This is a genomic window from Clostridium autoethanogenum DSM 10061, assembly GCF_001484725.1.
GTDB classification, from domain to species: Bacteria; Bacillota; Clostridia; order Clostridiales; family Clostridiaceae; genus Clostridium_B; species Clostridium_B ljungdahlii.
This window is the reverse complement of sequence record NZ_CP012395.1, coordinates 816,267-837,173: the sequence shown is the minus strand read 5'-3', so window position 1 is coordinate 837,173 and position 20,907 is coordinate 816,267. Positions and strand designations below refer to the sequence as shown.

Sequence of the window (20,907 nt, the reverse complement as noted above, 5' to 3'; positions counted from 1 at the left end):
TTTTAAAAATTATTGATTGATTTTATGTATTATGTGCGGTAAAATGACCTATATTTTCCTTTTCCTAATTCTAAATTTACTATATCATATTTATTGTAATGGATAAAGTTAGCTTTAGGTCAAGAGATTTTTTATGAATTTAAAGATTGTAATGAAAAAGACATAGAACAATACTTTGAAAATTGAGTAATACGGTGTAACATATAACTAATGCTAGTTAATACAAAATAGCAAAATATTATGAAGTTAAAATTAATTATGTAGCACACATATTACAGAAATAGAAGGTGAATTATAAATGGTGGTAAAAGCTATGGAAACAGAAGTATTATATGTTAAAGATTTAAATGCTAATTACCAGAACATTGTAAAAGGTGCAGAATATCTAAAAAAGGGGGAAGTTGTTGCAATTCCAACGGAAACTGTGTATGGATTAGCTGCAGATGCTTTTAATGAAAATGCAGTAAAAAAGATATTTAAAGTTAAAGGAAGACCACAAGACAATCCATTATTGGTACATATATATAAATTAGAACAAGTTTATGATATATGTAAGGATATTCATAAAGATGCAGAGAAAGTATTTGATGCTTTCTGGCCGGGATCAGTAACTTTGATTTTCAATAAAAAAGATTGTATTTCAGATACAGTTAGTGCAGGAATGAAAACTGTGGGAGTTAGATTCCCAAAAAGTGAAGTAGCAAGAGCTATAATTAAAGAAAGCGGAACTCTACTAGTAGCTCCATCTGCAAATTTATCAGGGAAACCGTCAACTACTAGTGCTGAGCATTGTTATAATGACTTAAATGGAAAAATCCCTTGTATTTTGGACGGAGGTCCATGTTCAATTGGATTAGAGTCAACAATTATAGACATGTCGACTCCGGATCCAGTACTTCTAAGACCTGGGGCTATAAGCTTGGATGATATACGTAAGGTAATTCCTAATCTTGTATATAAAAAGAATTTGTTAAGTGTTAAAGGAAATGAAATTCCAAAGGCTCCAGGAATGAAATATAGGCATTATGCGCCAGATGCACCAGTAACATTGGTTAAAGGAGATTATGCAAAAACATCTAAATGGATTAAAGAAAATGCAAATGAAGAAAATGCTGTAATTTGTTTTCAGGAATTTTTAAAAGATTTTAAAAATTATGAGCATGTATATAGCTTAGGAAGTTTTAAAACGTTAAATGCAGCAGCACAAAAGACATTTGATTTGCTTAGAGAATGTGATAAATTGAATATAAGTCATATTTATGTGCAAGCACCTAAAGACAGTGGACTAGGAAATTCTATAATAAATAGATTAGAAAAAGCAAGTGCAGGGGATGTTATTAATATATAAATTAACTATAAAAAATCAAGTAATTGATGGGATAGTCAGCCGTGTCATGTATTGAAAAGTATGCACCATATAAGGGTAATTTATGAGTATAGTAGTTGTATATAGAGACCATATGATAGGATTAATATCTATCGTATGGTCTTAGTTAGTAAACAAAATAAGAAGTTTACAAAATAAATAAAGATGTGTATGTTGAACGTTCAGCCCCATTATTGGCTGTATATTTAATTTCATGTATGAAAACATGGCATTGAGTTTTATAGCTTAACTATCATTCATATGTAAAAACGAAAATATACAATAAGAAACTAACTATATGGATAGTTCCAAAAGTATTCTACTTTTTTAAATTTTTATATCTATCTAAAAAATATTTTAAATATAGAATTCTTTTTTCTATATCATTTTTCCAATCATCAAGTTGATTCAATCCGGTGTCAGTAATAGTATAGATTTTTTTGGCAGGTCCTGAATTAGTTGTATCCCACGAAAATATTACTGCACCATCATCTTCAAGTTGCTTAAGAGTACGGTATATAGCTCCTTGGTCACACTGAAAATCAGGTATATTTTCTATAAGTGAAGTATATATTGCACCACCATATGCAGAACCTTCAGCTAGTGTCAGTAAAATAAATGCAGGAAGATGACGAGATTGTTTTCTTTTACCAGCCATAAAATATCTCCTTTTTATTTATAGTATAATAACATTATATTACTTCATACACCTTATTGCAAATAATATATTAATGTTATTGACACTATCAAAAAATAGATGTATGCTAATAGTGTTAAATACACTATTATATTTATTACACTATAGTGTTTAATTTTACACAACTAATTATATGAGGAGGTAAAAGAATTTTATGTTTACTATGGGATTATACTTTTTAATGTTTATTTTATTACTTGTATCATTAATTAAAAGCCACGAAAAAACTTTACTGGCTCTAAAAAAAGCTTGGAAGTCTTTTGAAAATATCTTGCCGTTATTCCTTTCCATATTGTTTATTATAGGAATTATGCTTGCTATTTTAAGCCCGCGGGTTATTTCAAAAATAATGGGTCATCAATCTGGTATATTAGGTTTAGCGTTAGCTGCACTTATTGGATCTTGTACTGTAATACCTGGTTTTGTTACATTTCCATTAGCAGCTACTTTGTTAAAAAATGGAGCTGGTATGGCTCAAATAACAATGCTTATATCAACGTCAGTCATGGTTGGAATTATTACAATTCCTATTGAATCAAAATATTGGGGTAAGAAAGCCACATATGTTAGAAATTCACTTGCCCTTGTGTTTTCTTTTGCAATTGCTTTTGTGATGGGAGTGTTAATATGATGAAAAGAATATTAAAAAGATATAGAACTTTTGGTATTATTTTAATAATAAATTTAATTTTATTGTTAGTAAAACCTTCATTGGGAATAAATTCGTTAGAGGGAACGGCAGATAATTTAAAGGAATTGCTTGCTATTATGCCACCGATCTTTATTTTGATGGGGCTTTTGGATGCTTGGGTACAAAAGGAAACAATGATAAAACTTATGGGAAAAGGTTCAGGATTAAAAGGTATGATTATTGCTTTTCTATTAGGTTCATTTGCTGCTGGACCGGTATATGTTTCTTTTCCTTTTGCTGCAGTTTTGATGAAAAAGGGAAGTGCTTTTTTCAATGTGCTAATTTTTATAGGAGCATGGTCTGCTACAAAAATACCTATATCATTATTTGAAGCATCAGTAATGGGATGGAAATTTATGATTACCCGATATGCTATCGATATACCTGTAATTATTATAATAGCATATATTACAGATAAAGTTATTTCATCTAATGAGAAGAAAACCATTTATGAAAATGTTGAAATACTTAAATAAAAATTTAATAGAATAGATGATATAATGACTGCTAATACATATGCAATATATTTATTAGACATCAGTATAAAAATAACTTTAATATAATAGTGTAAAATAATTTTAATATAATAAGGAGGATTAGATAGATGTTAGAATTAAAAAATTTATGTCTTGAAATAGAAAATGATAATGGAAAAATCGATATTTTAAAAGATATAAACTTAAAGTTTGAAAAGAATAAAATATATGTAATTACTGGCCCAAATGGTGGTGGTAAATCATCTTTAGCCAAAACAATAATGGGAATATATAAAGCTTCTTCGGGAGATATATTATTAGATGGAGAAAATATCGCAGATTTAGATATTACCGAGAGAGCTAAAAAGGGTATAGGATTTGCATTCCAACAGCCTGCAAGATTTAAAGGTATAAAAGTAAATCAATTGCTAAACCTAGCTGCAGGGGATAATAAGGTAAATACATGTAAATTACTTCAGGACGTAGGACTTTGTGCTCAAGATTATATAAATAGGGATGTTGATTCAAGTCTTTCTGGTGGTGAACTTAAGAGAATAGAAATAGCAACTATACTTGCTAGAAACCTCGAAGTTGCATTGTTTGATGAGCCCGAAGCAGGAATAGATTTATGGAGTTTTAACAAGTTAGTTGAAACTTTTGAAGATATGAATAAAAATAAAGAAACTACTATAATTATAATATCTCACCAAGAGAGAATCTTAAATTTAGCAGATGAGGTTATCATACTTGCAGATGGTCAAATTAAAGAAATAACTTCAAAAGAGAATATACTTGATAAAATAAAAAAGAATGATAATTGTAAATGCGGCGAGATTTGTCAAAAAGGAGGTACTTTTTAGATGTTGGATGAATTGGATAAAAGTATGTTAAGTCAAATGTCAGGACTTCATGAATTGCCAATTGGTGCTTATAATATAAGAAGAAACGGAGAAAAGGTTGCAAGAAATACTACAGCCAATATAGATATAGTTACAAAAAAAGATAAGCCGGGTATAGACATAATAGTAAAACCTGGTACTAAAGGTGAAAGTGTACATATACCTGTAATTTTAACACAAGAAGGGTTAAATGATGTTGTGTATAACACTTTTGAAATTGGTGAGGGGTCAGATGTACTTATAGTGGCAGGTTGTGGTATACATAATCCAGGTGAGAAAAAATCCCAGCATGATGGAGTCCATGAATTTTTTGTCAGGAAAGGTGCTCGCATAAAATATGTAGAGAGACATTTTGGAGAAGGCAGTGGGAATGGTGAGAGAATATTGAATCCTAAAACAATAATAGAAGTTGAAGAAGGAGGATTTGCTGAATTAGAGCTAGTCCAAATAAAAGGAGTAAGCAGTACTAAAAGGGATACAGAAATAAAGCTTCATAAAAATGCTAGAGCTGTAGTATCAGAGAGACTTCTTACATATAAAAATCAAGATGCAGAGTCTAAGATAAATGTAGAAATGGTAGGAAGAGATTCTTCTGCACGAATAATTTCTCGTTCTGTAGCACGAGACGAGTCAAAACAACTATTTCATTTAAATATGTCTGGATATGAGAGATGCAGGGGTCATATTCAATGTGATTCCATAATAATGGATGAAGCAACGGTACAATCTATACCTAAAATATCAGCATTTCATTCAGACTCACAACTTATACATGAAGCTGCTATAGGAAAAATTGCTAGTGATCAGCTTATAAAACTTATGTCATTAGGACTTTCGGAAAAAGAAGCTGAAGATACTATATTGAAAGGATTTCTTAAATAGGGGGTAGTACCATCATCATGTTTACTCTCAACTAGCAATTTTTAAGTAATATATTTTTGCACCGCATTAATTCTATTTTTATGTCACATAATATAAAGATTGTGTACTAATGTCTTATTATAAAGATAGTGTTATTTCTTTTTAGGAAATAGCTTGTCTTTATAGTAAGAGTCTGCTTGATATATTGCGCCTAATGGATTATGTGCCAAAATCCTATCTTTTACTGCAAAAACAGTTATTGGAGCTTCTGAATATTTTATAAACAAAGAATCATGTCCAACACATAAGCCCAAAATAATATTTAAATCTGTTTTAGCTTCATTTAAAAAATTCGCCTGACCTATTGGATTACACATTGGTACATTTGAATCTATATCAATAAAATCTTTTGATATACCTCCATTTTTACAAATTACAGAATTTACAGTAAATCCATTATAACTAAGAACTTTACTTAAAATCTTAGCTTCGTTAGATAGGCCAACACAGAATGCAATTCCTATATTTTTATACTGACATCTTTTAGCAAAATCAATTGTTTCTTCTAATCTTGTCTTTTCACCATATCCCTCACTCACAACTAATGCTGATGCTTTAGCAATTTTAAAATTTTCTTCATCTTTATAGACTTCTTTAATTTTTTTCATTTTCTCATCAAGACTTGGACAATTTTTTGGCGCTTTATCCAATTCCTTTTTATTACAAGCATGAATAGTACATAATGCGCAATAATACATAAAAATCCCATCTTTCCTATAATGTTTACAAATATTTTAACATCATATTTCATTTAATAATTTACTTCGTATTAATTTTACCTTTGCGAATCAACTTATAAGTGAATTATATCATTATTTATAATATAGGTTAAGTAGAAAGACAATTTACAATATGAATTAATAAAGCAAATATATAAATAATAAGTATTATAATTTATTATTTAGTTTAAGTAGTAATGAGAGCAGGTGATTATAATATCGAACTTAATGAAATTTAGTACAAATAGTAATATATTTCATAAAGGATTTGAAATTGGAATATTAATAAAATTTATTGATGGTTTTTTAGAAATTATAGGTGGAGTTTTATTACTTTTTTTAAATCCAAATAGATTAAGCGATTTAGTTGTTTTGTTAACACAACATGAGTTATCGGAAGATCCAAGAGATGTTATTGCAAATTTTATGATAAAATTAAGTTCAAAATTTACCATAAGTACGCAATATTTTGGGGTGTTCTATTTGATTTCTCATGGAATAGTCAAATTAATTCTTATAATATTTCTATGGAAAAGAAAGTCTTGGGCTTATCCACTTACTATAATGTCATTGATTTTGTTTATAATTTACCAAATTTATAGATATATACTTCATCCTTCAAGTTGGCTAATAATACTAACTGTTTTTGATATTATAATGATAATATTAACTTTCATAGAATATAGAAGAATAAAAAGTTTCCATAATTGAAAGCATAGCTGAGGCAATTTTTTTTCAAAATCTTGACTTTTTAAAATAACTGAGTATAATTTAGTTATACAAATCATACTTATCATACAATATTAATAATGAAAAGAGGAAATAATATGAAGCACCCAAAAGACAAGTATGCGTGGACAGTAAAAATCGGTGAAAAAGGTCAATTTGTTATACCAAAGGAAGCTAGAGACATTTTTGACATCAAACCCGGTGATACTATTATAGTTCTTGCTGATAAGAAGAAAGGTATTGCTATACCTCCAAAGTCACTTTTTACTAAATTAACCGAAACAATTTTCGACGGAGATATTTCTGAAAGAGAAGGTGATAAGGAATGAGTGTACTTGAAGTAAAAAGTCTATGTAAGAAATATCCTGCTTTTGAACTGAAAGATGTATCATTTTCCCTTGAAAAAGGGAAAATTACAGGATTTATAGGTAGAAATGGAGCAGGTAAATCTACAACATTAAAATCATTGTTTAATTTTGTACATCCCGATAATGGGGAAATTTTATTTTTTGGTAATAACTTTTTAAATAGTGAATTTTTAACCAAGCAGCGTGTAGGCTTTGTTTTAGGTGGAATTGATTATTATACAAAGAAAAAAATTAAAGTGATTACCAATATTACCAAATCATTTTATGATAAATGGGATAATACTGCTTATTCTAAATATATGGACATGTTTAAGTTAGATGAAAACAAAACACCTGCACAGTTATCGGCGGGTATGAAGGTCAAATATGCGTTAACTCTTGCATTGTCACATAATGCAGAGCTGCTTATTCTTGATGAACCTACGAGTGGACTTGATCCTGTTTCAAGGGATGATTTGTTAGATGTATTTATGGGACTTTGTGACAATGGAATTACCATATTGTTTTCAACTCACATTACTTCTGATCTTGATAAGTGTGCCGATAACATTATATATATCAAAAACGGTATGATTCTTGCCGATTCGGATATTAAATCATTTGTGGATAGCTACAAGGTTTTGCAACTTACGAAAGATCAATTAACCGAAAATTTGCAGCCAAAGTTGATTGGTTGTAAAAGGAGTAAAAACGGTTTTTCAGCACTTATCAGAACAGATGATATTTCAGATATAGGTATTGATTATATAAATGCAGATTTAGAGTCAATTATGGTTCATCTTGAAAAGGAGGAGGAAAAGTAATGAAAAAACTTTTAAAAAAAGAAATATTTCTTTCTATGCATCCCACAGCACCTATTTTCATCATCCTTTCAACTATGCTAATAATACCTAATTATCCCTATTATATCGTGTTTTTTTATACAGGATTGGCTGTGTTTTTCACTTGCTTAAACGGCAGGGAGAACAATGATGTTTTTTATACCCTAACACTTCCTATTGCTAAAAAAGATATTGTAAAGTCACGATTTGGTTTTGTAATTCTTTTAGAATTAGCACAGATAATTGCAGCAATACCTTTTGCAATCATACGTCAAAACCTTCCATTACCAGGTAATCAAGTTGGTATGGATGCAAATATTGCTTTGTTCGGTTTTTCACTTATAATGCTTGGTTTATTTAATTACATTTTCTTTGAAATTTATTATAAGGACATTAACAAGGTAGGAACTGCTTTTATATGGTCAAGTACTGTTATATTTGTTTACATAGTAATTGCAGAAACTAGTGTGCATATCGTACCTTTTGTAAGAGATTATCTGGACACAAAAGACCCTCAATATCTTGCTTATAAGTTGATTGTGTTGGCAGTGGGAACAATAGTTTATACTTTTCTCACATATGCTGCTTACAGAAAATCAGTTAAATCTTTTGAAACTTTGGATTTATGATAGATGGTTTTAAAGAAAAATTAGATAACTATAAGGAAATTCATGCTACCTTAATTATAAGGGCAAAAAAGAGATAAATTACAATTTAGAAAGGAAAGAAATTAAATGATACGTTTGCTTCAAGAAGAAGATATAGAAATTGTTTGTAAAATTATCAATGATAATTGGAGGTCTGTATATGATGGCTATGTAAATGAACAATTGCTCAATGATAATGGCTGTTTTAATAGGAAAAAGAGATTGAAAGCAGATTTCTTATCTGGTAGATTATCAAACTATGTTTATGAATGTGATGGGCATATTGCAGCAATATTATCTATTGGAGATACAGTTGACAACGATAAAATAGGAGCTTTTGAAGTTTGGCGTATTTATATTTCCGAGGCTTATCAAAATCAAGGAATTGGAAGTCAATTACTTAACTTTACAGAGCAGCAGGCGTTTAAATATGGTTATAAAGAAATTGTAATATGGGCTTTTAAGGAAAATAGTAGAGCTATTTCATTTTATAAAAAACATGGATATATAAAAGATAAAGAAGAATATTTTGGAGAGCCATATTTAACGTATGCTGTTAGATTTAATAAAAAATTAAATAAGTAAGTTAAAAATTAAAATATCGACAAAATGCAGTAATTATATATTTTTAAATCATTTCACTTTTTGCCTCAAGCTTGGAATACATCTTTTCCTGCTGTTTTGTTGTAAATTGAAAATATATTTCTGTATTTGTAACAGACTTATGCCCAAGCCACCATTGTAACTCTTTTATATCCATGTCAGATTCTGCTAAATGAACTGCTGTAGTATGCTTTATAGAATGAAAATGATATTTACTTTTATCATAAATATTAGCATAGGAGCAATATTTTTTCATCATATAATCAAGAGTTTGTCTGGAAATTGGTTTCCCTCTTTGGCTTTTAAATAAAAATTCAGAATTAGATGATAATTTGCTTTCATGTATATACGTATCTAATGCATTTTTAGTTTTAATATCAAGTCTTATAGTATTATTGTAACTGCCCTTTAATCTTTTGCAGTAAATTTCACCTTTGGAAGCATTATAATCTTCCAATTTAATTAAACCAACTTCTGAAGCTCTCAAGCCGCACCTATAAGCAACTCTAAAAATTGCTAAATCTCTAACTGCATGTGTACTATTTAAATTAATAATGGCTTTAAAAAGATCTTTTACTTCTTCTTGGGTAAGATATTTTACTTTTCTGTCATCTTTTCTTTCCATTTAGTTTCCTCTTTTCAAAATAATTGTACATTATAAATATTTTGTATTATAAATTATAACATAATATTGCGTAAAATCCAATTATTATAATAATAATATCAAAGTAATGTTATTATTTTCAATAAAATGGAATAAAGTATGTAATTATTTTCAATTTATGAAATTAAATTAAAATAAATGAGTATAAAATCATCATTTTTAGAACAAAATATTTATTTCGTCCTAAATAATAATGTATATAAAAAATAAGTTAAAATGTGTAAGATACTCTTATAATATTCTTTATTAAACAGGGTGGAATTTCCAGGTTTTGAGGTGTTGCCCTATAAATAATTATTTATTTATTACAAGACATTTACTTAATAGTATATTTCTTTTCATTTCATTTTTTTTTATATGGAGTCAATTTTTTAAAAATAAAGAACATTTATTAAACCCATCGTCTCCTGTAAGGATAAGAGTTCTATATGCAATTACTTCAGGAGTTTTAGGTGGATTTTTGATACCTTTTATTATGAAAGATAAAGGTTACATACCGGTAGATTTTCAAAATTTTGCTATACTTATTTCAGCAATAAATGGCGGCTTCTTATGTTCATTTATTACAGGGGTAGTAATTTCTTTTTTTTCAATAGTATTTGGGTTAATGAGTTATGAAACATTAATTATGTTCATTACAATATTAAGTATTAGTTGTGGGATTATTTCTAAATGCAGTTTACAGAAAACAAAAAAATGGCTATGCATGATTATCAGCAGCTTGATTTTGCATTTCCTTTTTATGAATATAGTATCGTCAACTGCAAAAATCAATAATACAATTTACAAAGCATTCATTATATATTCAATTTTAACAATTATATTTGGATTTATAATATATTATCTTTGCGAGTATATAAATCAATCAAGTTTGTTGTTTTTGAAGTTTAAGGAAGATTCCTGCAGAGACTTTTTAACTGGGCTTAATAATGTTAGAAATTTTAACAACTTGTTTAATGATTTATCTAAAAGGGCAGCTGAAAGAAAAGAAAGGCTTTCACTTATTATGATAGATATTGATTGGTTTAAAAAAATTAATGATACATATGGTCATCCTTCAGGGGATGAAGTGCTAAAACAAATTGCTTTAATACTCAAAACAGTATGCAGATCTTTTGATATAATTTCAAGAAACGGTGGGGAAGAGTTTTCAATATTATTAATAGACTGTCCTAATAGACAAGCTATAGAAATTGGTGAACAAATAAGGAAAGCAATAGAAAAGCATGAGTTTATACTATCCACAGGTAAAAAAATTAGTATTTCTGTATCTATTGGGGTTACAACTTATCCTGATATTGTAAATAATGTTAAACAAATCATAGAAAGTGCAGATATCGCTCTATATGAAGCAAAGCATACAGGTAGAAATAAGGTAATTCCATATTATTGATTTTTTATTTATAAAGCGGGAAAGACATGATTAAAGTTTAGAATATATTTTTATGTATTAGAAAATAATATTAAAAGTTGTAATAGGTTAATATTATTTGAAAGTCATAAAAGGAGAAAATATGAAATTTAAAAAAAATATAATTGCAAAGATAATATGTACAGTTACAATTTTGGTTATCAACATAATTGTGTTTACTGGAGCAGCAAAGGCTTTTAAAAGTGGGTGAAGTATCTGAAAATGAAGCCAAAAACATACTAAAAAATAGTAGAAAATTGCAAAATCAAAAGAAATATTCAAAAGCTATAGAAGGATATAATATAGTTTTAGAAAATAAGAATATGCCTAAAAGTATTACAAACGAAGCAAAAATATGTAAGCTGCTGGCTGAGAGAAAAGTGCCCGTTTTGGATAAGTATTCTTTCCTCCCGGAGTATATGAATATTGGAAAAAGTGGTGTAGATTATTATAAAAGCAATAAGTGTAATTACACATTATATGGAGAATATAATCCTGTAAAAAAATATTTTAATTATCAACCTAATTGGGCTTATCTTGAGTCACCTAGCTTTAAATATGATAAAAACGGTATACCCATGGTAAAATACAATGGGAAATTTTATTACAATGCAGTTACTATATGTCAATATGCACTTTATTTATATGATGGGTATATGGATACTGGAACTAATAAAGATAAATTTTTAAATACAGCGAATTTTTTAATAAAAAGTATAAAAAAAGATGGATCTCTAAGATATGAGTTTAAATTTGGATATTATGAATGCTTAAATGAGGGATGGGCTTCAAGTATGTCCCAGGGTCAGGCACTTAGTGTATTTACTAGAGCCTATCATTTAACTAAAGATTCAAAGTATATAAATGCAGGGCAGAGAGTGCTTAAATATCTTTTAACGCCTGTTTCAGAAGGTGGTGTTATGGATAATCTAGGTGCTTTAGATAAAAGCCTTGAAGACAAGATATTTTTTCAGCAGTATGTGGGAAAAACGTCTACCTATACATTAAACGGGTATATATTTACATTGATAGGTTTATATGATTGGAGCAGTGTACACTGTCCTCAAAATATATACTATTCTAACGTGGCTAAAAGATACTGGAATAAAGGACTTCTAAGCTTAAAATATATACTGCCGTATTATGATATAGGTAACTTCACATCCTATGATTTATATCACATTATAAAAAATGGACCTCCTAGTAGTTCTGACTTTTATCATTGTATTCACATTGAAGAAATGAATGTACTTTATAATATTACGGGGGATGAATATTATAAAAATATAAGAAATATGTGGATGTCTTATGTTAAAAATTAGTATTTCAAAGGTTTAAAAATTAGTGCTGGAGGTGTAACATTATAGTTATATGTGAGGTGTATTGCTATGAAAAAAAATCTTCTCAGCATTGATTGGGATTATTTTATTCCTGTAAGAGAGGAATGGTGTGGCTCTTATATTGAGAATAAGAGAACAAATATTATATTGTGGTATAGGAGATATTTTAAAAATAGGCAAATGGGAGAAAACATTGAAAAAACAGTTAGAACCGGTAATGAACTGAAAGGCTTTTGGAGTAAAATAAAACAATGTTTTTCCATAGAAAGTAAAGCTAAGGTATATGTATCTGATTCCCATAAGTTTTCTTATTTCATAGCTCAAAACAATAATTGTGATGAAGTTATAAATTTTGATGCACATTCTGATTTGGGTTACGGCGGGATGAAGTCACTTGATTTTGAATTGAATTGTGCCAATTGGCTTGGAAAACTTTTAAAAAACAGTATTATAAAAAAGGCAAATATAGTTTACAGCCCTTATACTTATGAAGAAAAAGGTGAATTTGAGGAAATAAATAAATCGTTTTCTATAAAATATCCTAAGGTGGAGCATTTAGTAAATAAGAACATAAATGTTATTCACATATGTAGGTCGGGGAGTTGGACTCCTCCCTGGCTTGATAATGAGTTTTATAAATTCATAAATAATTTGCATATGTCATATAAAATTATGAAATGTCCTAAAAGGTGTTGGAATCCTAGAGAGCTTACACTGTCGGATAAAATATATATAATGCTTTGAAAATGTGTTTGATGAATTTTCTAAAAGTGTGGTTAATTTTGTAAAGCAGTACTTAGTGTAAAATCTAAATACTGCTTTTTGTATAAGGTTATTTTGTATAGAATTTTTTAATGGTTTCGCACACAAAGTTAACTTCATCTTCAGTTATTTCAGGGTATATAGGAAGAGCTAAAACTTTAGTTGAAAGTTTTTCAGCTACAGGGAAATCACCTTTCTTATAGCCTAAATAATTAAAACACTTTTGAAGATGAAGAGGGATTGGATAATAAATACTAGTTCCGATTTCATTTTCCTTTAAGTATGCAGCAAGTTCATCTCTTTTTTCTACTAATGTATTAAATGCATAGTATACTGGTTTTTGATTTCCTTTAACTGTAGGAAGTTTTATATAGTCACAATCAGCAAGTCTTTCTTTGTACCAATCAGCTACTTTTTGTCTTTGCTTAAGTGCATTGTCTATATACTTTAGTTTAACTAAAAGTACAGCAGCTTGAATAGAATCAAGTCTTGAATTATATCCTATATAGTCATAATGATATTTTTTAGAAGCACCATGTACTCTAAGCATTTTAGCAGTTTCAGCTAACTTGTCATTATTAGTTACTATCATGCCTCCGTCGCCATAACCACCTAGTGTTTTTGTTGGGAAAAATGAATAAATACCAATATCTCCTATAGTACCAGAATGTTTGTATTCACTTGAGGAACCTCCCCACTGCATACCAAAAGCTTCTGCAGCGTCTTCTAAAACGCTTAAATTATGTTTGGATGCTATATCCATTATTTTGTCCATGTCTGCCATCTGTGAAAAAAGATGTATTGGTAATATACTTGCAGTTTTTGAAGTTATTTTTTCTTCTATTTTATTTGCATCTAGATTAAAAGTATCTTCATCTACATCAACAAAAACTGGTTTTGCATTTAATTTAGCTATACAAGAAGTTGAAGCTAAAAATGTAAAAGGGGAAGTTATAATTTCATCTCCATCTTTAAATCCAAGTGCATGGGAAGAAACTAAAAGTGCATCTGTTCCAGAAGCTACAGCTATGGCATGTTTTGCTCCTGTATATTTTTTTATTTCTTCTTCAAGTTCCGATACTTGAGGTCCAAATATAAAACTTCCACTTTCAAGTACAGCTGATATAGCCTTATTAAATTCTTCTTTCTTTTCTAAGTATTCTCTTGTAGGTGTAAAAAAATTAACTTTCATTTTTTGTCCTCGCTTTCAATTTATTTCATGACTTTTTCTACAGCAGAAATTAATTCTTTAACGACATATTCTGCATCTTCCAATTTAAGAAGAGAATAAACCGGTACAGAAATTTCATTTGCATAGTGATTATATGCATTTGGATAATCTTTTATATCGTAACCTAAATTTTTGTAAAGTGTAAACATAGGCAAAGGAGTATAGTGAACATTAGTAGCTATATCTTTTGCCGCAAGGGATTTTATTACTTCATTTCTTTGATCTTCACTAAAGTCTTTTATACGAAGAAGATATAAGTGGTATGAAGTTTCACGTATAGCATCTTTCGTAAACGGAATTATAGCCCAATCCTTTTTATTTAAAAATTTAGTATATAAATCAAATATAGCTTTACGTTTTTTTAGCATTTCTTCATATCTTGGAAATTGTGCTAAACCTATAGCTGCAGATATATCAGTTAAATTGCATTTACCTCCATCTGTAACTATATCATATTTCCATGCGCCTGCCTGCATTTTGGAAAGAGCATCTTTTGATTGGCCATGTAGGGATTCCAACTTAAAATCCTTATATAAGTCCTTTTTACCAAATTTATCATTCTCGTTAAATGTTATTGCACCACCTTCAGCAGTAGTAAAGTTTTTTACTGCATGAAAGGAGAAAACATGGAAATCGGCTTGAGAACCAACCCTTTTGCCTTTGTATTTTGCACCAAATGAATGTGCAGAATCCGATACAAAAATTATATCTTCGCGATTTTTATCCTTTAATATTTTGCGAACAGCATCATAATCTATAGGTACTCCTGCAACATCTACTGTATATATAGCTTTTGTATTAGGTGTTATAGCATCTGCCAATTTTTCTAAATCAATTAGGAAAGAATTTTTTTCTATATCTACTAACTTTGGTTTTATTCCTCTACGTATAGCAGCACTTGCTGTTGCAGTATAAGTATAAGGAGTAGTTATGACTTCATCTCCTGCTTTTATGTCAAATTCTTTCAACACAAGTTCTAGTCCAGCAGAATTACTGTTTACAGCTAGTGCTTTATCACTATTACAATATTCAGCAATCTTTTTTTCAAATTCAGCACATTTTGGACCTGTAGTAATCCATCCTGATTTTAAAACTTCTACAACTGCGTTTATTTCGGCTTCACCTATATCTGGTGGTGAGAATGGTATTTTCTTATTCATTTATAATCAATCCTTTCATTTCGTTGTCTAATTTATATAAGTTTTTAGATTGTAGATTAATTTTTAAGTGCTATTTTCTACTTTCAAAAAAACCAGTATCTTTTGTTATATAAATATACCCATTTTTGTTTATTTCAGACTGTAAGTATTCTGCAAAGGATTCAAGTTTATCTTTGTCAAATGTAGTTTTTGTATTGCCTGGCATAGAAAATATATAATCTATGAGAGGAGATGCAGCTGTTAGCTTTAAGTTATCACTATATCTTTTCATTTTTACATCTTTAAACCACTTAGAGAGTTTTAACAGACCATTTTCAAGTTGAAAACTTTCTGTAATATTAAAACTATCTGTAGTTATATTCTTAAAGTTATATTTTTTAACGATTTCTCTCATTTCTTTCATATGATTTTTACCTACAGTTGAGGCATAAAAATAGCCCTTAGGTTTTAAAACACGATAAATCTCTGAAAGGGATTTGTCTACATCACTTACATGGTATAATACATGGTTTGCTATCACTACATCAAAACTATTGTCCTCATAAGGTATATTTTGTACATCTGCTATTTTAAATGTAAATCTTTTTGAATTAATGCCTAAATTATTTTTTGTATCCTGAAGCATTCCAGGGGAAAAATCAGTAAGAGTAATGTCCCAACCTTCAGGAATTTTATCTAAGTTTTTTTGCCATAGCTCCCCATTACCACATCCAAGTTCCAAAATAGAGGCTTTGGAAGGAATATTTAATTGATTAAAAAACCATTTCATCCATCCTCGCTTATTTGTGCTGAAAAGTTCATGAATCCTTATTCTGGCTTTTAAGTTAGAGGCATTTTCATATTGTTCCATCCACTTTTGATCTGTATTTACTATGCTTATTATGTTTATAAACTTGTTCCAATTGAGTTCTTTGTCATTGTCAAGCATATGCACAGCTTCATCTATGGATTTTATTACAGCTTCAATGTGGTATATTTTTTCTTTCATTATCTTTTTTTGTATTTGGAGAGATCTCTTTAAATCACCTTGATTTAAATCATAGTTCATTATTTTAGATATATCCTCAAGTGAAAGACCTATAAATTTAAGAGTAAGTATTTTTTGAAGTTTACCGAAATCTTCAACATTATATAATCGGTGACCAGACTCAGTATAGGCACAGGGTTTTAAAAGACCTATTTTGTCATAGTATCTTAAAGTCCTCAAGGTAACACCTGATTTTTGGGCAAATTTGCCGATACTTACTAGTTCTGATTTATGGGAAGTCATTATTTATCACCTCTGCCTAAATTATTGTAACACATGACGTAAGGTAAGCGTCAACAAAAAATTTTATTTTCGAATAATATTTTTGTGATATTATGGTTATATTAGCATAAATAAAGGGTTTGTGTTGAATATAAAATCATTATATGGTAATATCAAATAAAAGTATTTCATATATAATTTATTTTAAAGGAATGTTTATCATGAACATGGACTTTTTCAATATTTTCTACTTTATTCTGTTGTTTATGTGTATAACTGCAGTTTTTTCTGGTGTTTTACAGGTACATAAAAGCTTAAGAGAAAGTATTAGATATAATTTAATAGAATGTATAGTTTTAAGGGCATTGGGTTATCCAAAAAAATTATATATAAAACAGTATGTGAGTTACGAAAAATATAAAGTGTGGATATACTTTACACAGCCTTATTTAAGAATAATGTTTTAAAATATAATAATTTATAGATAGGAGATATTATATGAACATTATTTTTAATTTACTGGGTGCTTTGCTCAATCATGTATTTAATTTTACGGGAGATTGGGGTATTGCAGTTGTTGTTCTCACTTTAATTGTAAAGGTACTTTTGATGCCTATGTCTATGAAACAAAGGTTCAGCATTTTAAAGCAGCAGAAAGTTGCTAAAAAGATGGAAGACATAAAAATTAGGTATAAAAATGATAAGCTTAAGATGGAAAAGGAAATACAAAACTGTTATAAGGATAATTTAAAAAGTATGATGGGATGTTTGCTTACAATTATTCAGCTTCCTATAATAGGTGGGCTTTATAAAACCATTATAAACATGCCTGTAGTTTCAGGTACAGTGCTTATACCTTGGGTAGCTTCAATAAAATTAAGCGATAGTTATTTTATAGTTCCTATAATGTATTCGATCATTTCAATGCTGCCTGGCCTAGTAAATTCTATAGATTATTTTAAAGTCTATAGGGAAGTGCAGTACAATAAGATGTCAGCTATACTTCCTGGAGTAATTGGACTTTTAATAACAATTAAAGCTCCAATAGCACTTGGATTGTATTTTATAACATCTAGTGTTTTTTCACTTGTAGAAGAGATAGCCTTTAGAATTTATATTAAAAACAAGCAATTTGTATAGATATTTAGAAAAGGCATTTACTTATAAAAAATGCCTTTTCTTTCAATCAGAGAATCCAAATCATGATTTGGTCAGGTAACGATTACCACTCTGATGTACATATCAATTAAATAAGTTTTAGAAAAGGATGGTTAACTTATGGAAGAAAGCAAGAGTTCATCAAATTTTATTAAAAACATAGTAGAAGAAGACATGAAGTCAGGAAAGTATAAAAAAATAATAACAAGGTTTCCTCCAGAACCTAATGGATATTTACATATAGGCCATGCGAAGTCAATAGTTTTAAATTTTGGATTGGCAGATGAATTTGGTGGAAGAACTAATTTAAGATTTGATGATACTAATCCTTCAAAAGAGGATACAGAATATGTAGAGTCAATAAAAGAAGATGTAAAATGGCTTGGATATGATTGGGATGAATTGCACTTTGCCTCCAGTTATTTTGATGAAATGTATAAAAGAGCATTACTTTTAATAAAAAAAGGTAAAGCTTTTGTGTGCGATTTGACTCCAGATGAAATAAGAGAATATAGGGGTACTTTAACTAAACCTGGCAAGGAAAGTCCTTATAGAAATAGAACTGTAGAAGAAAATCTTGAATTATTTGAAAGAATGAAAAATGGAGAATTTAAAGATGGAGAAAAAGTTTTAAGAGCTAAAATTGATGTGACTTCTCCTAACATAAATATGAGAGATCCAATTATATATCGTATAGCACATGCTCCACATCACAATACTGGAGATAAATGGTGCATATATCCTATGTACGATTTTGCACATCCGCTAGAAGATGCCATTGAGGGAGTAACTCACTCCATATGTACACTTGAGTTTGAGGATCACAGACCTCTTTATGATTGGGTAGTGCGTGAATGTGAAATGGAAAATGTGCCAAAGCAGATAGAATTTGCTAGGCTTAACATTACAAATATGGTAATGAGTAAAAGAAAACTTAAAAAATTAGTAGATGAGAATTTTGTAGATGGATGGGATGATCCACGTATGCCAACTATTGCAGGACTTAGAAGAAGAGGATTTACACCAGAATCTGTCTGCAAATTTTGTAAAGCTATAGGCGTGGCAAAAGCAAGTAGTGTAGTAGATTCTCAAATGCTAGATTACTTTTTAAGAGATGATCTGGAAACAAAAGCACCTAGAACTATGGCTGTTCTAAGACCGCTAAAAGTCGTAATAACAAATTATCCTGAAGGACAATGTGATACTTTTGAAATTGAAAATAATCCAGATGATCCTACAGCAGGAACTAGAAAAGTACCTTTTTCAAAGGAAATATATATTGAACAAGAAGACTTTATGGAAAATCCACCTAAAAAATATTATAGATTATTTCCGGGAAATGAAGTTAGATTAAAAGGTGCTTATTTTATAAAATGTGAAGAAGTCATAAAGGATGAAGAAGGGAACATAAAAGAGCTTCACTGCAGCTATGATCCTGCATCAAAGGGAGGAAATAGTCCTGACGGAAGAAAAGTTAGAGGTACACTTCATTGGGTAAATGCAAGTACTGCAATTCCAGCAGAAATAAGACTTTATGAACCTTTAATTTTAGATGAAAAGGAAGAAGAAGGCAGTGATTCATTTTTAGATAATGTAAATCCAAATTCCTTGGAAATATTAAATGGATTTTTGGAGCCTGATATGAAGAATGCAAAATCAGGCCAAAAATTTCAATTTTTCAGACATGGATATTTCAATGTTGATCCTAGGTTTTTTCAAGAAGGTAAGCTAGTATTTAATAGAATAGTATCCCTTAAGAGTTCTTTTAAAATAAAAAAATAATCTAAAAAACTATAGAGAAGTTATAGTACTATAACTTCTCTATAGTTTTTTTATGCCAATGAATAATTTCAGATTTTTTAGAATATATCATTAAAGAGTTAAAACAAATTACAAAATGATTACATTTTGTCATAATGTATAGTAAAATAGAATGATTTATTATACTATAAATAGGGAAATTAAAGGAAGGTATCGAAATGTTATTTTTTAATTTTACTTAGGCATTTTCAAAGAAATATCTAGTCAGTATGCTAGCCTATTTGACTTGTTATTTTCTTTCAAATGATGTATGACATTAGAATTTTATTAGGGAGATGGAACTGATGAATAAATATGAGGACAGAATTAAAAAAAATAGAATCATCAAGAAAAGAAACAGTATAATTATAGGAATCCTTTTCTTATGTATTTTTGGTTGGGCATTTTTTATAGGAACTAAAGTTGCATATAAAAAACATGCAGTAGTAACTACTTCTAATAAAGTAGAGCATCAGAAAAGCGCTGAAGAAAAGCAGCAGGATGAACTAAAACAAAGATTTACAACAAAGCAGCCTGCAGGAGCGTATATGCCTTGGAAAACCAAGAGAACAGATGGAAAGAAAGTGGCTTATTTAACTTTTGATGATGGTCCTTCCCCAAATACTTTAAAAATACTTTCAATATTGAAGCAAAATAATATAAAGGCAACTTTCTTTTTAATTGGACAAAATGCTGAGAGAAATAAGGAGTTGGTAAAAGAAGAAGTAAAAGAAGGACATGTAGTTGGAAATCATACTTATAGCCATGAACTTAAATATAGAGAAGATCCATCAGTATTTGTAGATGACATAAATAGATGTGATACAGTAATTAAGTCCATAGTAGGAAAAGATTACAATTTAAAACTAGTAAGGTTTCCAGGTGGTTCCTTCAATACACGTCATTTGAATTTGAATCCTTTTAAAGATGCAGTTACAAAAGCAGGATATCATTATGTGGATTGGAATGATTGGATTGGAGATGCTATGAGAAATAATGTTCCTGTGGACGTTTTATTGAATGAACTTAGAAAATATAGTAATGATGATACTGTAGTAGTTTTGATGCATGATGCCGCTACAAAGGCGACAACAGTACAAGCTCTTCCTGAAGTAATACAGTATTTAAAGTCAAAAGGATACACTTTTGAAACATTAAATTAGAGTAATTGAAAATTGTTGCCTTCGATAAACAG

At 29.3% G+C, this 20,907-nt stretch carries 22 protein-coding genes; 16 read left to right on the top strand and 6 right to left on the bottom strand.

The window, feature by feature from the left end; translation table 11 throughout:
• Positions 1–313: 313 nt before the first annotated feature.
• Positions 314–1,348, top strand: coding sequence for an L-threonylcarbamoyladenylate synthase (locus CLAU_RS03645; RefSeq protein WP_029170167.1), 1,035 nt, complete (start codon positions 314–316; stop codon positions 1,346–1,348).
• Positions 1,349–1,685: 337 nt separating this feature from the next.
• Here the strand turns inward: CLAU_RS03645 and CLAU_RS03640 are convergent, their stop codons facing one another.
• On the bottom strand, positions 1,686–2,024 hold the full coding sequence (locus CLAU_RS03640) for a PadR family transcriptional regulator (RefSeq protein ID WP_013239342.1): 339 nt from the start codon (positions 2,022–2,024) through the stop codon (positions 1,686–1,688).
• Positions 2,025–2,217: 193 nt separating this feature from the next.
• Here CLAU_RS03640 and CLAU_RS03635 point away from each other — a divergent pair, with 193 nt between their 5' ends.
• The 4 genes from CLAU_RS03635 (at position 2,218) to CLAU_RS03620 (ending at position 5,011) form a co-directional block, all read left to right on the top strand.
• The gene (locus tag CLAU_RS03635) at positions 2,218–2,694 is read left to right on the top strand and encodes a permease (RefSeq protein ID WP_013239341.1); all 477 of its coding nucleotides are present in this window, start codon (positions 2,218–2,220) and stop codon (positions 2,692–2,694) included.
• Positions 2,691–3,230, top strand: coding sequence for a permease (locus CLAU_RS03630; RefSeq protein ID WP_013239340.1), 540 nt, complete (start codon positions 2,691–2,693; stop codon positions 3,228–3,230). The genes CLAU_RS03635 and CLAU_RS03630 overlap by 4 nt, the downstream gene beginning before the upstream one ends.
• A 128-nt stretch (positions 3,231–3,358) precedes the next feature.
• A complete protein-coding gene (locus CLAU_RS03625; RefSeq protein ID WP_013239339.1) occupies positions 3,359–4,090 on the top strand; it encodes an ABC transporter ATP-binding protein in 732 nt (243 codons plus the stop codon).
• Positions 4,091–5,011, top strand: a complete 921-nt coding sequence (locus tag CLAU_RS03620; protein ID WP_013239338.1) for a SufB/SufD family protein — start codon at positions 4,091–4,093, stop codon at positions 5,009–5,011.
• Between the two features lie 131 nt (positions 5,012–5,142).
• On the opposite strand, the gene CLAU_RS03615 is transcribed toward CLAU_RS03620, so the two are convergent.
• Entirely contained in the window at positions 5,143–5,748 is a 606-nt protein-coding gene (locus tag CLAU_RS03615; RefSeq protein WP_023161969.1) for a DUF1847 domain-containing protein, read from the bottom strand.
• Between the two features lie 249 nt (positions 5,749–5,997).
• On the opposite strand from CLAU_RS03615, the gene CLAU_RS03610 reads away from it, so the two are divergent.
• The 5 genes from CLAU_RS03610 (at position 5,998) to CLAU_RS03590 (ending at position 8,919) form a co-directional block, all read left to right on the top strand.
• Positions 5,998–6,480 carry a DUF2127 domain-containing protein gene (locus tag CLAU_RS03610; RefSeq protein WP_029702722.1) on the top strand — a complete coding sequence of 161 codons (483 nt, stop codon included), beginning with the start codon at positions 5,998–6,000 and terminating at the stop codon, positions 6,478–6,480.
• A gap of 116 nt (positions 6,481–6,596) precedes the next feature.
• Positions 6,597–6,827, top strand: a complete 231-nt coding sequence (locus tag CLAU_RS03605) for an AbrB/MazE/SpoVT family DNA-binding domain-containing protein (RefSeq protein WP_013239335.1) — start codon at positions 6,597–6,599, stop codon at positions 6,825–6,827.
• On the top strand, positions 6,824–7,669 hold the full coding sequence (locus CLAU_RS03600) for an ABC transporter ATP-binding protein (protein ID WP_023161967.1): 846 nt from the start codon (positions 6,824–6,826) through the stop codon (positions 7,667–7,669). Before CLAU_RS03605 ends, CLAU_RS03600 begins: the two co-directional genes overlap by 4 nt.
• On the top strand, positions 7,669–8,316 hold the full coding sequence (locus CLAU_RS03595; protein WP_023161966.1) for an ABC-2 transporter permease: 648 nt from the start codon (positions 7,669–7,671) through the stop codon (positions 8,314–8,316). The genes CLAU_RS03600 and CLAU_RS03595 overlap by 1 nt, the downstream gene beginning before the upstream one ends.
• Positions 8,317–8,421: 105 nt before the next feature.
• Entirely contained in the window at positions 8,422–8,919 is a 498-nt protein-coding gene (locus tag CLAU_RS03590; protein ID WP_023161965.1) for a GNAT family N-acetyltransferase, read from the top strand.
• 43 nt (positions 8,920–8,962) lie between these two features.
• On the opposite strand, the gene CLAU_RS03585 is transcribed toward CLAU_RS03590, so the two are convergent.
• Complete coding sequence (locus tag CLAU_RS03585) at positions 8,963–9,562, bottom strand: tyrosine-type recombinase/integrase (protein ID WP_023161964.1); 600 nt, start codon at positions 9,560–9,562, stop codon at positions 8,963–8,965.
• 499 nt (positions 9,563–10,061) lie between these two features.
• Between CLAU_RS03585 and CLAU_RS03580 the strand changes: the two genes are divergently transcribed.
• The 3 genes from CLAU_RS03580 to CLAU_RS03570 all read left to right on the top strand — a co-directional run bounded on the left by CLAU_RS03580 (position 10,062) and on the right by CLAU_RS03570 (position 13,096).
• Positions 10,062–10,994, top strand: coding sequence for a GGDEF domain-containing protein (locus tag CLAU_RS03580; RefSeq protein ID WP_144289750.1), 933 nt, complete (start codon positions 10,062–10,064; stop codon positions 10,992–10,994).
• A gap of 221 nt (positions 10,995–11,215) precedes the next feature.
• Entirely contained in the window at positions 11,216–12,334 is a 1,119-nt protein-coding gene (locus CLAU_RS03575; protein WP_023161961.1) for a D-glucuronyl C5-epimerase family protein, read from the top strand.
• A 66-nt stretch (positions 12,335–12,400) separates the two neighbouring features.
• Positions 12,401–13,096, top strand: a complete 696-nt coding sequence (locus CLAU_RS03570) for a hypothetical protein (RefSeq protein ID WP_023161960.1) — start codon at positions 12,401–12,403, stop codon at positions 13,094–13,096.
• An 88-nt stretch (positions 13,097–13,184) separates the two neighbouring features.
• Here CLAU_RS03570 and CLAU_RS03565 read toward each other — a convergent pair whose 3' ends face one another.
• From CLAU_RS03565 to CLAU_RS03555, 3 genes are all read right to left on the bottom strand, one after another.
• Positions 13,185–14,306, bottom strand: a complete 1,122-nt coding sequence (locus CLAU_RS03565; protein ID WP_023161959.1) for a DegT/DnrJ/EryC1/StrS family aminotransferase — start codon at positions 14,304–14,306, stop codon at positions 13,185–13,187.
• Positions 14,307–14,326: 20 nt separating this feature from the next.
• Entirely contained in the window at positions 14,327–15,505 is a 1,179-nt protein-coding gene (locus tag CLAU_RS03560; protein ID WP_023161958.1) for a DegT/DnrJ/EryC1/StrS family aminotransferase, read from the bottom strand.
• A gap of 70 nt (positions 15,506–15,575) precedes the next feature.
• On the bottom strand, positions 15,576–16,775 hold the full coding sequence (locus CLAU_RS03555; protein ID WP_013239325.1) for a MerR family transcriptional regulator: 1,200 nt from the start codon (positions 16,773–16,775) through the stop codon (positions 15,576–15,578).
• A 477-nt stretch (positions 16,776–17,252) separates the two neighbouring features.
• Between CLAU_RS03555 and CLAU_RS03545 the strand changes: the two genes are divergently transcribed.
• The 3 genes from CLAU_RS03545 (at position 17,253) to CLAU_RS03535 (ending at position 20,875) form a co-directional block, all read left to right on the top strand.
• On the top strand, positions 17,253–17,894 hold the full coding sequence (locus CLAU_RS03545; RefSeq protein WP_013239323.1) for a YidC/Oxa1 family membrane protein insertase: 642 nt from the start codon (positions 17,253–17,255) through the stop codon (positions 17,892–17,894).
• Between the two features lie 138 nt (positions 17,895–18,032).
• The gene (locus tag CLAU_RS03540; RefSeq protein ID WP_013239322.1) at positions 18,033–19,694 is read left to right on the top strand and encodes a glutamine--tRNA ligase/YqeY domain fusion protein; all 1,662 of its coding nucleotides are present in this window, start codon (positions 18,033–18,035) and stop codon (positions 19,692–19,694) included.
• A 323-nt stretch (positions 19,695–20,017) separates the two neighbouring features.
• Complete coding sequence (locus CLAU_RS03535) at positions 20,018–20,875, top strand: polysaccharide deacetylase family protein (RefSeq protein ID WP_013239321.1); 858 nt, start codon at positions 20,018–20,020, stop codon at positions 20,873–20,875.
• Positions 20,876–20,907 lie beyond the last annotated feature (32 nt).

Excerpts from the sequence above, each read along its gene's own strand:
- CLAU_RS03610 (WP_029702722.1), top strand. The coding sequence starts at position 5,998 with ATGAAATTTAGTACAAATAGTAATATATTTCATAAAGGATTTGAAATT.
- CLAU_RS03645 (WP_029170167.1), top strand. The coding sequence starts at position 314 with ATGGAAACAGAAGTATTATATGTTAAAGATTTAAATGCTAATTACCAG.
- CLAU_RS03535 (WP_013239321.1), top strand. The coding sequence starts at position 20,018 with ATGAATAAATATGAGGACAGAATTAAAAAAAATAGAATCATCAAGAAA.
- CLAU_RS03595 (WP_023161966.1), top strand. The coding sequence starts at position 7,669 with ATGAAAAAACTTTTAAAAAAAGAAATATTTCTTTCTATGCATCCCACA.
- CLAU_RS03620 (WP_013239338.1), top strand. The coding sequence starts at position 4,091 with ATGTTGGATGAATTGGATAAAAGTATGTTAAGTCAAATGTCAGGACTT.
- CLAU_RS03615 (WP_023161969.1), bottom strand. The coding sequence starts at position 5,748 with ATGTATTATTGCGCATTATGTACTATTCATGCTTGTAATAAAAAGGAA.
- CLAU_RS03590 (WP_023161965.1), top strand. The coding sequence starts at position 8,422 with ATGATACGTTTGCTTCAAGAAGAAGATATAGAAATTGTTTGTAAAATT.
- CLAU_RS03600 (WP_023161967.1), top strand. The coding sequence starts at position 6,824 with ATGAGTGTACTTGAAGTAAAAAGTCTATGTAAGAAATATCCTGCTTTT.
- CLAU_RS03560 (WP_023161958.1), bottom strand. The coding sequence starts at position 15,505 with ATGAATAAGAAAATACCATTCTCACCACCAGATATAGGTGAAGCCGAA.
- CLAU_RS03605 (WP_013239335.1), top strand. The coding sequence starts at position 6,597 with ATGAAGCACCCAAAAGACAAGTATGCGTGGACAGTAAAAATCGGTGAA.
- CLAU_RS03640 (WP_013239342.1), bottom strand. The coding sequence starts at position 2,024 with ATGGCTGGTAAAAGAAAACAATCTCGTCATCTTCCTGCATTTATTTTA.
- CLAU_RS03635 (WP_013239341.1), top strand. The coding sequence starts at position 2,218 with ATGTTTACTATGGGATTATACTTTTTAATGTTTATTTTATTACTTGTA.
- CLAU_RS03540 (WP_013239322.1), top strand. The coding sequence starts at position 18,033 with ATGGAAGAAAGCAAGAGTTCATCAAATTTTATTAAAAACATAGTAGAA.
- CLAU_RS03585 (WP_023161964.1), bottom strand. The coding sequence starts at position 9,562 with ATGGAAAGAAAAGATGACAGAAAAGTAAAATATCTTACCCAAGAAGAA.
- CLAU_RS03565 (WP_023161959.1), bottom strand. The coding sequence starts at position 14,306 with ATGAAAGTTAATTTTTTTACACCTACAAGAGAATACTTAGAAAAGAAA.
- CLAU_RS03570 (WP_023161960.1), top strand. The coding sequence starts at position 12,401 with ATGAAAAAAAATCTTCTCAGCATTGATTGGGATTATTTTATTCCTGTA.
- CLAU_RS03545 (WP_013239323.1), top strand. The coding sequence starts at position 17,253 with ATGAACATTATTTTTAATTTACTGGGTGCTTTGCTCAATCATGTATTT.
- CLAU_RS03555 (WP_013239325.1), bottom strand. The coding sequence starts at position 16,775 with ATGACTTCCCATAAATCAGAACTAGTAAGTATCGGCAAATTTGCCCAA.
- CLAU_RS03625 (WP_013239339.1), top strand. The coding sequence starts at position 3,359 with ATGTTAGAATTAAAAAATTTATGTCTTGAAATAGAAAATGATAATGGA.
- CLAU_RS03630 (WP_013239340.1), top strand. The coding sequence starts at position 2,691 with ATGATGAAAAGAATATTAAAAAGATATAGAACTTTTGGTATTATTTTA.